The following is a 12002-nucleotide window of genomic DNA, read 5'->3' as shown; positions in this document are numbered from 1 at the left end:
ATGAACTCGGCGGATCCGGCCCGAAACGCCACGGAGTCGCACTCGGCCGAGTGCGACTCCGTGGGGCCAGGTGTCAGTCCAGCGGACGGGCCAGCGCCTCGTCGGCCTTCCCTGGAAGAGGTACGACCGCCGCCGGAGCGTCCGCGCCGCGGGCACGCAACCCCAACCAGATCAGGACCACGCTCGCCAGGGTCACCACGACGTTCACGATGAGCGCGCGGTGGAGACCGTCCAGTTCCACCGCCTGGGTCGCGGCGACCGCGCTCAGGATCGGGATGCCGATCGTGACGGCCACCTGCTGGGTCATCGCGGTCATGCCCGTGGCCAGGCCCTGCTCCTCATTGGGCAGGCCCGAGGTTCCGGTCACGGTGTAGGCCACGATGGAGGCCACATGCCCGAAGAACGCGATGAACAGCGCGGGGATCACGATAGCGATCGCCATCCGGTCGGTACCGAGGAAGATCAGCGGAACGATCGCCAGGCCCTGCACGGACATGCCCACGGCCAGCACCTTCCGGCTGCCGTGGCGTCCGATGGAGCGCCCGGCGATGACTCCGGCGACCACGGCCGCCAGGCCCGGGACGCCGAAGACCAGGCCGGTGATCAGCGGGGAGTAGTGCAGGACGTTCTGAAGGTAGAGGGTCATCAGGAAGATCATGGCGGTGCCCATGGAGAAGGTCACGAGACCCCCGTAGTTGCCCCACTTCACCGTCGGCCGCTTGAGGATGCGCACCGGGGCGAGCGGCGCGGGCGAACGCAGCTCGATCATCCAGAACGAGGCCAGCAGAACCACGCCGATGACGGCCGAGTAGATGTTCGTCTCGATGATCGCGTAGATGACGGCGAGCAGACCGCCGGCCGCGGTCACCGCCCCGGGCACGTCCATCTTTACCCGGTCGGGGACGCTGCTCTCCCTGATCAGCGATGGGGTGAACGCCAGGATGACCACCGCCACCGGGACGTTGATGAAGAACGCGGCTCGCCAACTGAGCAGGCTGACCAGGACTCCGCCGACCAGCGCGCCCACCGTGAAACCGCCGGAGAGCAGCGCACCGTTGAGGCCGAGGACCCGGTCTCGCTGCGCGCCTTCCGCGAAGGTGCTGGTGAGCAGGGAAAGTGACGCGGGGATCGCCATCGCGGTGGCGAAGCCCTGCAGTGCGCGGGCGGCCAGCAGTACCTCGGCGTTCTGGGCGAAACCGCCGAGCAGTGAGGCCGCGCCGAGCAGCGCAAGCCCCGTGATGAAGAGCCGGCGGCGGCCGAACAGGTCGCCCATCCGTCCGAAGAGGAGGGCGAAGCCCGCCGCGGGGAGGGCGTAGGCCGAGGTGACCCAGGGCAGCTCGGACAGCCCCAGCCCGACGCCCGCGCCGACCTCGGGCAGCGCGACGTTGAGGATCGAGAAGTCGACGGACAGCATGAATCCGGACCCGAGCAGGAGGAATAGGATCATCCGTTCCCTGCTGGTGAAACGTGGAACTGAGCTCGCTTCGCTCTTGCCTGCATCGGTCGTCATGAGATGGTTCCCTCGATCGAGAGTCCGATTTCGTGAACGGTCACCGCGTCGGCCGACCGTGCCGCCCGGCGGCACGCGTCACCGAGCGCCGGGCCGACGCCTGATAAGCCGTCAGTCCGGTGCCCCTGCCGGGGTGACCTGGAGCTGGGGGAGTGCTGGAAACTGCCGCCCCGTCCCCGTCGTTCGCACGGCGGGCAGGCCGTGCGAACGACGGGGACGGGAACCGGACGACAGGGGCTAAGGGGTGTCTTGCCGTTCCGCTGCCTCGGCGATGTGCTTGATCTTCGCCAGACGCCGATCCCAGTCGGCGGCGAGCATGGTCATCCACCGCGCCGTCGCGTCGAGGGTCGCCGGCTTTACCGCATACCGCACCTCGCGTCCGACCCGGCTGCCGGAGACCAGTCCGGCGGCGTCCAGGACGGCGAGGTGTTTGGCCACCGCCTGTCGTGATATGGGAAGACTCTCGGCAAGCGTCGTCGCCGTGGCCTCGCCCTGTGCGGCGAGCAGTTGCAACAGCTCGCGTCGCGTGTTGTCGGCCAGCGCGACCAGCACGCTGTCCACCACCCCGACGGAGCCCTGGCGTTCGTCCGTCACACGGACGACGCCTCGACGCGCGTCCTGACCGCGTCGAGCACCTGGGGCCAGCCGTCGGCGTTGTCGCTGTGCGCCTTGGCGCGCAGATCCTCGGATCCGGCCAGCGCCGCAAACCCGCTCTCGACGACGCGCAGCCGCGTCTTGTCGCCCTCGGCGGTGAGCGTGAACTCCACCAGAGTGCTGTTGTTGTCGCTCAGCTCCTCACCGGGGAACGCGCTGGCCCAGCGGTACGCGACGTAGGTCTGCGGCTCCACCTTCTCCACCCGCACGGGGAAGCTGCCGTGCTCGGGGTTCTCGGCCACCGTCGATTCGCCCTCGACGGCCACAGTGCCGGACGCACTGGCCGGGTCGGCGACCCAGAACCCCGGCTCGGTCACCAGTGACCACACCCGGCCGACGGGGGCTGCGATCAGAGTTTCGCGTTCGATCAGCCGTTCGCTCATGAGGGACTCCTTCATTGGTGCTCTTGCCAGCAACCCGATGGTTGCACATCGGATCGTCAGGCGCAATCGAGAGGTTGCTTTCAGCGGGCGGGGCGCGGTACTGCCGCGGAGGGGGGTGCTTCGTCAGGTCTGGGTACGCGTGCTGCCGCGCTTTCGGCGGCGGTGGCGCGTCGCGCAAGAGTTGGGTTGCGTAAGGGTCGCTCCACGTGCAACACTTTGGTTGCGGAATCCGGCGGACCAGCCGCCGGGCAGGTCGGCTGGTCCTCGGCGACGGGTCGGGCGCGCGGTGAGGCAACCTGCGGCTTCCCGGCCGGACGGCACCTTACGGTGGAGGTCTCCGTGGCCGGCCGGTGCCATCGGGCGGTGGGCGTCGAGCGCGCCGCCGAGGCGGACGACTTCACACAGCACCGAGAGGCGTGGCGTGGCGACAGCCGCTGCCGTGACCTCGGATCACACATCAAGGAGATTCGACATGGCGACACTGAAGCCCGGAAGCATGCTGGTCGGCTCGACTCGTCCCGAGGAACTGCGGGCCTGGTACATCAAGGCGCTGGCTCCGGGGTTCACCGGCGAAGGCCCGATCGACCTGGGCGGCTTCCACCTGGTCGTCTGCGAGCGCGACGACATCGACGCGAAGAACGACCAGCCGGGTCGCTCCATCGTCAACTTCCATGTCGACGACTTCGACGCGGTGGAGGCCCAGCTGAGCGCGGCCGGCGCGGAGTGGATCTCGGTCGATGACCGGGAGCCGGGCAAGTTCGGTACCTTCTCCGACCCCGACGGGAATTACCTTCAGATCATCCAGTGGAAGTAGGACGCCCGAGGCCGGGTGTTCTCGCAGCCCCTCTTCCGGTCCGTGTCGGACCGGAAGAGGGGCTGCCCCGTGTGCGCCGCTCCCCACGCCGCGTCCGTGCGAAGACGGCGGCGCTTCCCTCGGAGCCGTGCGGCGCCGGTTCGTGCCGACGGCGGTGGAGGCCGCCGGGGCGTTCGGTTTCCGGCCGACCTCAGTCCTGCTCCGCGCCGTAGGCGTGGGCGTAGTCCACAGTCCGCGGTGGCGGGAAGCGGGTGACGAAGTCGCACACGACGACATGAGTGGGGACGATGGTGATCACGGCCATCTCGCTGGTGCTCTCCCGTTTCACCCGCATCCACTCCTCCATCCGCGCCTCGTCGCCGATGTTCCGGCGGGACGCGTCGATGTGCTCCTGGGGGATCCCCTGCCGGATCTCGATCGAGGCTGTTCCGCGTACGTTCATGATCAGCGGTGTGTAGGTGGTGGTGTCGACCGTGAAGGCGACCTGCGGGTGCGCCGTGAGAGCCTTCACCTTGTACGCTCCGGTCGGGGTGGCCAAGACGAAGGCCTTGCCGTTCCAGATGTAGGAGACCGGCACCGCCCTTGGGTGGCCGTCCAGCCCCACGTAACCGAGCCGCATCGGGATCGGTGCCTCGATCAGCGTCCGGATCACCGGGTCAGTTTCCATCAGGTGCAGGATCTCGGCGTAGTTCATGGATACCGCTCCTTCTCGCCGGGCGGAACTCTCGGTCCTGTCTCTTGGGCGTCGTGGACGCCCGCTGTTGTCATCGTGCCCGGCCACAAGGGGGCGGGCCGCGGTCACACGGCGGCTGTGGGCTCCGGTACCTGCGGGAGCCAGGACACGGCGTCGTCGCGGAAGTGCTGGTTCCGCGGAACGAACACAGCGTCGTCGTCCAGGCTCATGATGGTCACGAAGACGGCGTCCGAGCCGTCGTCGAGCGCGCACACCCGGGAGCCGCAGTCGCCGCAGAACCCGCGCCCGGCGCCCGGCGAGGTCGCGTACCAGGTGGGCTCGCCGCCCGGACCGTCCCAGGCGAAGCCGGACAGAGGGAGGCCCACAAAGGCCATCATCGGGCCGCCCGAGAGCTTCCTGCAATGCGAGCAGCTGCACACATGGGGGTAGAACGGCTGGCTCTTCGCGCTGTACCGGATCTTCCCGCACAAGCAGCCGCCGGTACGGGTCTGCTGCTGGTCGATCTCGCTCATCGTGGTGTCCCCAGGCTCTCGGTCCGTCGGTTGTGCTGCGGGAAGCCCGCCGTCGTCGGCGGGCTTCCCTGTTCTCTCCGGGCGTCGGGCAGGGGTCAGAAGGTGCGCTCCGCCACCCGGACCCTCTCGACGTTCTCCAGTGCCGCCCGCAGCGCGGCGGCCGGCAGGGGAGCCCCGAGGGCTTCGGTCCGGTCCTCGAAGGCGGTGTTCTTGTCGGCCATGTAGAGCCAGGTGTAGGCGGAGGTCTCCGGTTCGATGCGCCAGCTGTCCGCCAGCGAGCCCACGTCGACGGTGTCGAAGCCGATCGTGTGGATCAGCGCCGACGCTCCGGACTTCACGGAGGCGTCGTTGCCGGCGATGGCCACGGCGCTGCGCTCCGGATGGCCAGAGGGACGGGCGAGCTGGGTGATGTGGTGGGCCAGGATGCCGCTGAACGCCTTGACCAGGTGGACCCCGTCGAAGTGCTGCTGGATCAGTTCGCTGGTGGTCAGCTTCTCCGAGTCCAGCTCTTCGATGCGGCCGTCGCGGATCGGGTAGTAGTTGCTGGTGTCCAGCAGGGTCCGACCCCGCAACGGCGCCGCCGGGATGGACCGGTAGTCGGTGACCGGCAGGGCCATCACGACGAAGTCACCGGCTCGTGAGGCCTGTTCGACGGTACCGGCCGTGGCCAGCGGGCCCAGGTCTGCGACGAGGCCGGCGAGGCTCTCGGGGCCGCGGGAGTTGGACATCACGACCGGAATGCCGTTCCCGACGGCGAGCCGGGCGATCACTGTGCCCATGACTCCGCTGCCGATGATTCCAAGGGTGGACATGACGACTCCTCAGGTTTTTTGGTGGACTCTCTCGTGCCGGGGGCGGCTCGGCACCGGTCAGATGTAGTAGGTGTTGGGCTCCAGGCCGCAGAGAATCCGGCCGTAGGTCTCGGCGTTGACATCCGGATTCATCATCGCGTGCAGGCCGAAGGTCTGGAGGTCGTTGGCTATCTGCTGCACCGGCACCTTGGTGTAGGCGGCGGAGCCGCCGCTGGACGAGGCGAGGATCTCCACCGCTTCCCGGGTCAGCCGCACGGCCGAGCCCTCGTCCGCGCGGCTGCGGCCGCGATCCGACATCTCCCAGGGCTCGGCCGAGGCGCACTTGGCGTCCAGCTGGGCGGCCAGCCGGGTCGCGTGGAAATCCGCCTCGTCGAGCTTCATCGCCGCTTCGGCGACCCGCAGATGGGTCACCGGGGCCTCGCTCTGGCTCGGGTACTCGGTGTAGGTGATCTTGCGGCCGGGGAGCCGCTCGAAGAAGAGGTCCCGCACCGCCTTGCCCATGCCGACGGCGACCCCGACCGTGGACGCCGCCCCCACCATGATCAGCGGAGCGCGGTACATCGGCGAGTCGGCGTTCAGCTTGGAGACCGACTGGCCACCGAGCACCATGGGTGCCGGCAGAATGCGTTCCTGCGGGATGAACAGGTCCTTCGCGGTCGTGGTGACGCTCCCGGTTCCGCGCAGGCCGCCGGTGTGCCAGTCGTCGACGATCTCGAGCTCCGACACCGGGACCGGGCCCATCACCGGGTACGGCTGCCCGTCCGGGTCCAGGAATATCGCCGCGACCTGCTGCCAGGTGCTGCTGAGAGCGCCGCTGATGAACGGCCACGAGCCGTTGACCAGGACGCCGCCGGGAACGGGGACGGCCGTCGCGGTCCCGGGGCCGATGGTGGCGCAGAGCCCTGTGCCGGACTCCGCGAACACCTCGTCCTGGACCTCGTCCGGGTACAGACCCACGCTCCAGCCGGCGACCCAGGAGCTGGCCACCACCCATGCGGCGGACCCGTCGGCCTTGGCTATCTCCTCGGCCACCGCCACCATGGTCTGCGCGTCGCTCTCGTACCCGCCGTAGCGCAGCGGGATACGCATCCGGAAGACACCCGCGTCGCGCAGGGCGTCTACCGAGTCAGAGTGCAGTCGGCGGTTCTCCGCCGACCACGCGGTGTTGGCCCGCAGCACGGGCGCGATCGCGGACACCTGCCGCACCAGCTGTTCCCGGTTCGGGATGACGGGAGTTGACATGACTTCTCCTTAACGGGCTTGTGGGATCAGAGATCAGACGAAGAAGGCGTTGAACGCGTCGATGACGGCCTGCGGTGCCTCCTCGACGAAGTAGTGGCCCGCGTCCGGCACCAGCACGACCCGCACGTCGCTCCCCTGGGTGGGCAGCGTCGCCTCCATCTGCTTGGCGAACATGCCGTCGGCGAGGTTGGAGACCAGGCCGAGCATGGGCGCGTTCACCTGCCCGTAGGTGCCGAGGTCGGCGATGTCCTGGCCGAACGTCTGGTACCAGCCGTTGCCGCCGCGGATCCCGTCCGCCGTGTCGTAGGCCCGGGTGTAGACGGCCCGGTCCGCCGGGGTCACCGCGCCCGGGTCCAGCAGGAAGTTGTCGAAGACCCAGGCGATGAGGAAGTGGGCGCGTCCGGCCAGCAGTTGTTCGGGCAGGCCGACGACCTGGTTGAAGGCGAACCACCACGGGAAGAAGGGCAGGCCCGGGGCAGGCAGCACGGGGATCTGGTACATCGACGCGTCCGGGTGGAGCACATCGAGCAGGGCGACCCTGCGGGTGGCCTCCGGGTGGTTGACCGCGAAGCTGAAGGCGACCTGTGCGCCGACGTCGTGGCCCGCGATGTCCACCTGGTCGTAGCCGAGGGCGCGGACGAATCCATGGACTACCCCGGCCATCGTCTTCTTGTCGTATCCGGTGGCGGGCTTGTCCGAGCCGCCCATGCCGGGGAGGTCGAGCACGATGACCCTGCGGCCGGCCGCGGCGAGGGCGGGCATCACCTTGCGGAATTCCCACCAGGTCTCCGGCCAGCCGGGCAGCAGGACCAGCGGAGTGCCCTCGCCGCCGGCGACGTAGTGGAGGCGGAGACCGTTCACGGTGGCGTATTCGCTGCTGAAGCCGCCGTCCAGGGAGCTCGCGAGTTCGGCATCGGTCGGGACGCCCGGGGCTTCCCCGCCGGTGTCCGGTGTGCTCGTACTACTGCTGTTCGTCGTCACTGTTCCCACTCCTCGTCGTCGTGGCCGAAACAGGTGTGCGAAGGACCGGCCCACGGGCTCGGTGCTGCTCAGCCATCATCGAAGATGGGAATCCCCCCGGCCTCTTCCTACGTGCCCTCCCTCGTTCCCGGGTGGGCGGACGTCGGGTTCGGGGCATGCGTGCTCAACGGCTCGGCAGGCCTGTTCTCCCTGCCCTGCCCTGCCCTGCCCTGCCCTGCCCTGCCGTATCCGGGAGGCGCGACGACGTACGGGGCAGGGCCGATCAGCGGCCCTGCCCCGTACCCATGGCGTGGAACCGAGTCAGGGCAGCTTCTTCAGACCGGCCCCGGTCAGGAGGTAGCCGGGCGCGACCGCGGTCGCCTCCGTCCGGACCAGCTCGACCATCGCTGAGCCGGCGATCTCCGGGGTGAGGAGCGGCCCCATCTGCTTCAGGTACTCCTCCTCGGACCGGCCGTCGCGAGCCGCGTACGCGCGGGCCGCCGACCTGCCCAGCTCGGTCACCGGGGTGATCCGGGGAAGCACCGCGGAGAACGTGATGTCCAGTCCGGCGCGCTTCGCCTCGTCCTGGGCGTATCCGGTGATGAAGCGCTGGGTGGCCTTGGCGCCGGCGTAGCCCCCGGAGAGCGGCGAACCCGCCATCGCGGCACCGCTGCTGACCACGATCACCCTGCTGCCGGGCCGCAGCGGAGTGAGCAGGGCCTCGCGCAGCCAGTGGAACGCGATTCTGACATCGGTCTGCCAGTTGACCGAGAAGGTCTCCCAGGTCTGGTGTTGCAGCGGACGCATGTGCGGGCTCGCGCCGGCCGCCAGGACGACGACCTCGGGCCGGTATCGGTCGAGGAGGCTGCCTGCCACTGTGGGGTCGCCGGCGTCGGCGAGTTCGGGAACGGTGCTGCCGGCCGGATCGGCGATCGGCGCCGCCGTGCGCGAGACGGCGACCACTCGGGAACCGGCCTCGGCGAAGGCCGTGGCGATCCCGTGGCCCAGGCCGCGGCTCGCGCCGACGACGATGGTGGTCTTGCCGGACAGGTCGCTCATGATGTCCTCCAGGTGATGGGCGTGTCCGGTCGCGGACGGTCGAGAACTCCGGACCGGGACCTGTCGCGGGGAGGCAGCAGGTCCCGGAGCCGGAGTCACGGGCCCTCCCGGCTCTCGCCGGAAGGGGGTAGTCGACGAGCTACGACTTGAAGCGTGTCCCGTTCCACCAGTTGTTGCCGGGCACGGCTGCGTCCTTGCTGTCGTAGCTGTCCTTGTAGCGCCACCAGTCCCAGGGGTGCTCGAGCTCGTCCTCCTGCCGGCCCAGGGCGGTGATGTCCAGGTAGTTGTAGAAGTTCTTGAAAATGTCCCCGCCCCGGTCGAAGACCGAGTAGGTGTGGAAGACGTCGTCGCCGTCACGGATGAACGCGCTCACCCCGGGCGACTCGCCCATCTCGGTGGCGGCCTCGAAGTCGTAGTTGAAGTCGTTGCCGAACGACGAGTACCAGGGGTACTTCCAGCCCATCCGGGCCTTGAAGGGTGCGAACTTCGCCAGCGGCGCCCGGGAGACCAGGGTGAAGCTGGTGTCCCGGGCCCACATGTGGGCGAGTTCGCCGACGCTGTCCGTCTGCATGGAGCAGCCGATGCAGCCCTCGTCATCGTCCGGGCCGAACATGAAGTGCCGGACGATGAGCTGGCGGCGGCCCTCGAACAGGTCGAGCAGCGTCGCTGTGCCGTCCGGCCCTTCGAAGAGGTACTCCTTCTCCACCTTGACCATCGGCAGCTTCCGGCGCTCCGCGGCGATCATGTCGCGGGCGTTGGTGACCTCCTTCTCCTTCTCCAGGAGCGCCCTGCGGGCCTCCAGCCACTCCGATCGGGAAACTATCTTCGGAAGGTTCATCGGTTCTCCCTGGGTGGTCTGCTTCAGAGTTGCGATTACCGGCCGGTCCGCTCGCGGGCCAGAAGACTGCGGCGCTCGATCTTGCCGACCGGTGTGCGGGGGATCTGATCGATGAACTCGATCCGCCGGATCTTCTTGTAGGGGGCGACCCGTTCGGCGACGAAGGCCATGATTTCCTTCGGCGTGACCGGCTCGCCGGTCACCACGAATCCCTTGGGGATCTCGCTGGCCTCCTCGTCGGGCACGCCGATCACCGCCGCGTCCGTGACCTTCGGGTGCGACATCAGGACCGCTTCGAGTTCGACAGGGGACACCTGCTGGCCCTTGTACTTGATGAGTTCCTTGATACGGTCGACGAGGAAGAGCTCTCCGTTCTCGTCCACATGGCCGAGGTCGCCGGTGTGCAGGAAACCGTCCGGTTCGAGCACCTTGGCGGTGGCCTCCGGGGCGTTGAGGTAGCCCTTCATCACATGCGGGCCGCGGATGAGGACCTCGCCATCCTGGTTGTGCCCGAGTTCGTTGCCGGTGGTGATGTCGACGATCTTGCACTCGATGTTGGGGGAGTTGGGGCCGACCGACCCAGATGCCACCGGGTCTGCGAGCTGCATGAACGAGACCAGTGCCTCGGTGAGGCCGTATCCCTGGCCGATGCTCACGCCCAGGCGCCGCCGGCAGAGCTCGGCCGTCCCGGGGTCGAGCGCGGCGCCACCGGAGACGATCGAGCGGAGCGAGGAGAGGTCGTACCGGTCCACCAGCGGGCTCTTTGCGAGGAGGACGGCGATGGTCGGCACGACGTAGAGGCGTGTGACGCGGTGGTCCTGGATCGCGTTGAGGTAGGCCTCGGGGTCGAAGCGCGGCATCGTCACGAGTGTCGCGCCCTGGAGCAGACTGGCGTTCATCGTCATGATCAGGCCGAACGCGTGGTGAAAGGGCGGGACGGCGAGCACCGTCTCGCGCTCATCGAGGGGCGCGACCAGACTGGTCTGGAGCACGTTGGCGATCATGTTCCGATGGGTCAGCAGCACCCCCTTGGGGTAGCCGGTGCTACCGCTGGAGTGGAGCACGGCCACCACGTCGTGCGCCGGGTCGACGGCCGGCTCGGGCGGCACACCGTCGGTGAGCAGCGCGGAGAACGACGTGGCGCCCTCCGCCTCACCGAACACGATGATCTCTTCGACCTTCGTTCGCGCGGTCACCGCCGCGGCCTTGACCACCTCGGACGGCATGGTCACCAGCAGGCGCGCGCCGGTGTCGTTCAGGTGGGCGGTGAGATCGTCCGCCGTGTCGAGGGGATTGAGCACCACCACCGTGCCGCCCGCCAGGGCGGCGGCGTGGAACGCGATCGGATACGCGGGCACGTTCGGTGCGAGGAGGGCCAACACGTCGCCCTTGCCGAAGCCGCGGGCATGAAGCCCGGTGGCTGCGCGGCGCACCGCCGATGCGAGCTGGCCGTAGGTGTGACCGTTCTCCCCGTCGATGTCGACCGCCGCCAGGCGGTCCGGGTACTGCTCCGCCTGTCGCAGTATGTAGGCGGTGAACGTGGTCTCGGGGACGTGGACGCGTGGACGGGGGCCGGTGAAAATCACGACGCGGCTTCCACCCGGCTGTACGTGCTCAGGCCGGGCTGGTAGTCACGCTTTTCGAACTGCTTGAGCGCCACGTTGATCCACTCGTTGCCGCTGAGACGGGAGAGCTCCCAGAGCTTCGCCTGGTCGTAGTCGATCGACGCCGGGAGGTCCATGGTCGTGGTGCGCTCATAGACCTGCTTCGCCAGTTCCAGGGTGATCGGGTTCTTGTTGATGATCCGTCCGACGATCTGGTCGGTCTCCGCGTCCAGTTGATCCGCCGGTACGGCCTTGTTCACCAGCCCGTACGTCTCCGCCTGCCGCCCGGTGAGAGTGTCCCCGGTGAGGATGTAGTACAGCGCCTGCTTGCGCGGCAGGTTGTGGGTGGCCGCCCAGGTGGCTCCACCCGCCGGGAAGATGCCGAAGTTGATTTCGGAGAGTCCGAACTTCGCGGTCTCCGTCGTGATGGCCAGGTCGCAGATCCCCGCGACCAGGAACCCACCGCCGAAGGCGTACCCGTTCACCTTGGCGATGGTCACCGCGGGAAAGGCCTTCAGCCGCTTGAACCAATTGAGCGCCACCAGATTGGTCCGGTAGAACAACTGCGGGTCATCGAAAGGCTGCAGGAAGCACTCTTCGAGGTCCATTCCGGAGCTGAAACTGTCACCACTGCCGGTCACGACGACCGCCTTTACGGTTCCGGCTGCCTCGATCGCGTCCAGGGCCTCATTCATATCCAGGTGCATCTGCGGATTCATCGCGTTCTTCTTGCCCGGCCGGTTCAGGTAGATCGTGGCCCTCGGTCCGTCGATCTCGACTTTCACCGTGTCCAGCGTGATCATTTTTTTGGCCTCTTCTCCAGACGAAGTGCGCACGCGCACAGCAATTCACCAGTCCACCGTCCGTGGCTCCGGCCACGGATTCGAGCATCACACTTTCTGTAGCGGGTCGACTTCTCC

Annotated in this window: 13 protein-coding genes; 1 reads left to right on the top strand and 12 read right to left on the bottom strand. The window is 68.3% G+C overall.

All coding sequences use genetic code 11. From position 1 onward, the window contains the following. Positions 1 to 73: 73 nt before the first annotated feature. The 3 genes from CIB93_RS15820 to CIB93_RS15810 form a co-directional block, all read right to left on the bottom strand. Positions 74 to 1447, bottom strand: coding sequence for an MFS transporter (locus CIB93_RS15820; protein ID WP_096627471.1), 1374 nt, complete (start codon positions 1445 to 1447; stop codon positions 74 to 76). Between the two features lie 300 nt (positions 1448 to 1747). Beyond that, positions 1748 to 2104: a metalloregulator ArsR/SmtB family transcription factor gene (locus tag CIB93_RS15815; protein WP_096627470.1), complete on the bottom strand. Its 357-nt coding sequence runs from the start codon at positions 2102 to 2104 to the stop codon at positions 1748 to 1750. Continuing rightward, positions 2101 to 2547: an SRPBCC domain-containing protein gene (locus tag CIB93_RS15810; protein ID WP_096627469.1), complete on the bottom strand. Its 447-nt coding sequence runs from the start codon at positions 2545 to 2547 to the stop codon at positions 2101 to 2103. Before CIB93_RS15810 ends, CIB93_RS15815 begins: the two co-directional genes overlap by 4 nt. Before the next feature lie 472 nt (positions 2548 to 3019). Here CIB93_RS15810 and CIB93_RS15805 point away from each other — a divergent pair, with 472 nt between their 5' ends. Then, positions 3020 to 3361, top strand: coding sequence for a VOC family protein (locus CIB93_RS15805; RefSeq protein ID WP_096627468.1), 342 nt, complete (start codon positions 3020 to 3022; stop codon positions 3359 to 3361). 190 nt (positions 3362 to 3551) lie between these two features. Here CIB93_RS15805 and CIB93_RS15800 read toward each other — a convergent pair whose 3' ends face one another. The 9 genes from CIB93_RS15800 to CIB93_RS15760 form a co-directional block, all read right to left on the bottom strand. After that, on the bottom strand, positions 3552 to 4055 hold the full coding sequence (locus CIB93_RS15800) for a pyridoxamine 5'-phosphate oxidase family protein (RefSeq protein WP_096627467.1): 504 nt from the start codon (positions 4053 to 4055) through the stop codon (positions 3552 to 3554). 104 nt (positions 4056 to 4159) lie between these two features. Beyond that, positions 4160 to 4567 (bottom strand): GFA family protein, encoded by a 408-nt coding sequence (locus CIB93_RS15795; RefSeq protein ID WP_096627466.1) that lies wholly within the window; start codon positions 4565 to 4567, stop codon positions 4160 to 4162. Positions 4568 to 4662: 95 nt separating this feature from the next. Continuing rightward, the gene (locus tag CIB93_RS15790) at positions 4663 to 5379 is read right to left on the bottom strand and encodes an NADPH-dependent F420 reductase (RefSeq protein WP_096627465.1); all 717 of its coding nucleotides are present in this window, start codon (positions 5377 to 5379) and stop codon (positions 4663 to 4665) included. Positions 5380 to 5436: 57 nt separating this feature from the next. Next, a complete protein-coding gene (locus CIB93_RS15785; RefSeq protein WP_096627464.1) occupies positions 5437 to 6621 on the bottom strand; it encodes an acyl-CoA dehydrogenase family protein in 1185 nt (394 codons plus the stop codon). Between the two features lie 33 nt (positions 6622 to 6654). After that, on the bottom strand, positions 6655 to 7602 hold the full coding sequence (locus CIB93_RS15780; protein ID WP_096627463.1) for an alpha/beta fold hydrolase: 948 nt from the start codon (positions 7600 to 7602) through the stop codon (positions 6655 to 6657). A gap of 300 nt (positions 7603 to 7902) precedes the next feature. Then, complete coding sequence (locus tag CIB93_RS15775) at positions 7903 to 8640, bottom strand: SDR family NAD(P)-dependent oxidoreductase (RefSeq protein ID WP_096627462.1); 738 nt, start codon at positions 8638 to 8640, stop codon at positions 7903 to 7905. A gap of 139 nt (positions 8641 to 8779) precedes the next feature. Next, a complete protein-coding gene (locus tag CIB93_RS15770; protein ID WP_096627461.1) occupies positions 8780 to 9478 on the bottom strand; it encodes a DUF899 domain-containing protein in 699 nt (232 codons plus the stop codon). Positions 9479 to 9513: 35 nt separating this feature from the next. Beyond that, positions 9514 to 11064 carry an AMP-binding protein gene (locus tag CIB93_RS15765; protein ID WP_096627460.1) on the bottom strand — a complete coding sequence of 517 codons (1551 nt, stop codon included), beginning with the start codon at positions 11062 to 11064 and terminating at the stop codon, positions 9514 to 9516. Then, positions 11061 to 11885, bottom strand: a complete 825-nt coding sequence (locus tag CIB93_RS15760; protein WP_096627459.1) for a p-hydroxycinnamoyl CoA hydratase/lyase — start codon at positions 11883 to 11885, stop codon at positions 11061 to 11063. Before CIB93_RS15760 ends, CIB93_RS15765 begins: the two co-directional genes overlap by 4 nt. Between the last annotated feature and the right edge of the window lie 117 nt (positions 11886 to 12002).

The sequence above is a fragment of the Streptomyces sp. WZ.A104 genome, from assembly GCF_002382885.1.
Taxonomy (GTDB): Bacteria; Actinomycetota; Actinomycetes; order Streptomycetales; family Streptomycetaceae; genus Streptomyces.
The sequence above is the reverse complement of the archived record's forward strand: the minus strand, read 5'-3'. Positions and strand labels throughout refer to the sequence as shown.

Excerpts from the sequence above, each read along its gene's own strand:
- CIB93_RS15820 (WP_096627471.1), bottom strand. The coding sequence starts at position 1,447 with ATGATCCTATTCCTCCTGCTCGGGTCCGGATTCATGCTGTCCGTCGAC.
- CIB93_RS15810 (WP_096627469.1), bottom strand. The coding sequence starts at position 2,547 with ATGAGCGAACGGCTGATCGAACGCGAAACTCTGATCGCAGCCCCCGTC.
- CIB93_RS15805 (WP_096627468.1), top strand. The coding sequence starts at position 3,020 with ATGGCGACACTGAAGCCCGGAAGCATGCTGGTCGGCTCGACTCGTCCC.
- CIB93_RS15800 (WP_096627467.1), bottom strand. The coding sequence starts at position 4,055 with ATGAACTACGCCGAGATCCTGCACCTGATGGAAACTGACCCGGTGATC.
- CIB93_RS15795 (WP_096627466.1), bottom strand. The coding sequence starts at position 4,567 with ATGAGCGAGATCGACCAGCAGCAGACCCGTACCGGCGGCTGCTTGTGC.
- CIB93_RS15790 (WP_096627465.1), bottom strand. The coding sequence starts at position 5,379 with ATGTCCACCCTTGGAATCATCGGCAGCGGAGTCATGGGCACAGTGATC.
- CIB93_RS15785 (WP_096627464.1), bottom strand. The coding sequence starts at position 6,621 with ATGTCAACTCCCGTCATCCCGAACCGGGAACAGCTGGTGCGGCAGGTG.
- CIB93_RS15775 (WP_096627462.1), bottom strand. The coding sequence starts at position 8,640 with ATGAGCGACCTGTCCGGCAAGACCACCATCGTCGTCGGCGCGAGCCGC.
- CIB93_RS15770 (WP_096627461.1), bottom strand. The coding sequence starts at position 9,478 with ATGAACCTTCCGAAGATAGTTTCCCGATCGGAGTGGCTGGAGGCCCGC.
- CIB93_RS15760 (WP_096627459.1), bottom strand. The coding sequence starts at position 11,885 with ATGATCACGCTGGACACGGTGAAAGTCGAGATCGACGGACCGAGGGCC.